1 protein-coding gene is annotated in these 1,391 nt (G+C 72.3%); it reads left to right on the forward strand.

All coding sequences use genetic code 11. The features are described from left to right. On the forward strand, positions 1-1,391 hold a 1,391-nt coding region (locus LNV23_RS23795), incomplete at both ends, for a DUF6531 domain-containing protein (protein ID WP_263565232.1).

The raw sequence follows: 1,391 nt of genomic DNA on the forward strand, positions 1-1,391 counted from the left end.
CAGCTCTTCCCACCCGGTGGCGGAGGCGGCAGCTGCGACCCGAGCCGGGCGAGCTGCCTGCCGCCCGGTGGCGGCGGTGGCGGCGGGGGAGGCCTGTGCACCCTGTTCCCGAACCGCCCCGAGTGCCAGCCCGGTGGTGGCGGCGGCGGCACCTGCACCGCCCCACCCGGCGGCAACCCCAGCTGCGGCGGCGCCGGCCCCGCCGGCCTCAGCGGCGGCGGCGCTGCGGGGGTGCAGCTCGGCGGCGGCAACCCCATCAACCTCGTCAACGGCAACAAGTACCAGGAAGAAACCGACCTCGCCGCCCTGCCCGGCGTGCTCGGCCTGGAACTCAAGCGCTACTACAACAGCCAGAGCAGCCATGCCGGCATCGTCGGCCCGCAATGGCGCCTGAGCTACGAGACCGTGCTCTACGACCTCGGCTCGCAGATCCAGATCCTGCAGGCCGACGGCCGCCGCATCACCCTCGCCAAAGGCCCCGGCGGCACACTCTGCACCAGCCCCCAGCTCAGCGACGGCCAGGTGCGCATCGAGCGCCGCGCCGACGGCCAGCCCGTCTACCACTGGCGCTGGCCCGACGGCCGAACGCTGAGCTTCCACGGCGGCAGCGGCGGTGGCCACCCCTTGCACACGGTGCGCGCCGCCAGCGGCGAGCAGCTGCAGCTGAGCTACAACCCTCTGGGTGACCTGATCGGCGTGCAAGACCCGCAGGGCCGCAAGCTCAGCCTCATCTACGGCCGCGCCGGCGCCGGCCAGCGCGCCCTGCTGCAGGCCGTGGACACCCCCACCGGCCGCATCGCCTACCAACACGACAAGCAAGGCCGCCTGCTGCAGGCCAGCTTCAGCGCCAAGAGCACGGGCGGCCTCGCCACCACCCCTGAGTTCACCCGGATCTACCACCACGAGGCCCAGCACAACGGCGGTCACAGCTTCGCCCTGACCGGCATCAGCCTGCAGACCCTGGACCCCAAGACCGGCCAGGCCCGCACCCAGCGCCTGTCCACCTATGCCTATGACCGCGAGGGCCGCGCGGTGCTCAGCAGCAAGGGCCTGCCCCTGCAGCTCGACGGCAAGGGCCAGCCCGTGCCCGACACCGGCATCGAGCAGATCAGCCTGCAGTTCGTTCAGAAGCCCCTGCCCACCGAAGGCAAGCCCGACCGCGAGGGCATCGTCCAGCCGCAGAACTTCGGCAAGACCCTGTTGACCAACAGCCTGGGCCAGCAAAGCACCCTGCTCAGCGCCATCGTCGGCGGCCAGTTCCGCCTGATCGAGCTGCGCGGCCCGGGCTGCAGCAGCTGCGGCCCGGCGAACATGCGCTATGGCTATGACAGCAGCGGCCGCCTGCTGCGCAGCACCCAGCTGGACGCGCAGGGCCAGCCCCTGCAGGCCGA

The sequence above is a fragment of the Kinneretia sp. DJ1R-11 genome, from assembly GCF_025717595.1.
Classification (GTDB): domain Bacteria; phylum Pseudomonadota; class Gammaproteobacteria; order Burkholderiales; family Burkholderiaceae_C; genus Paucibacter_A.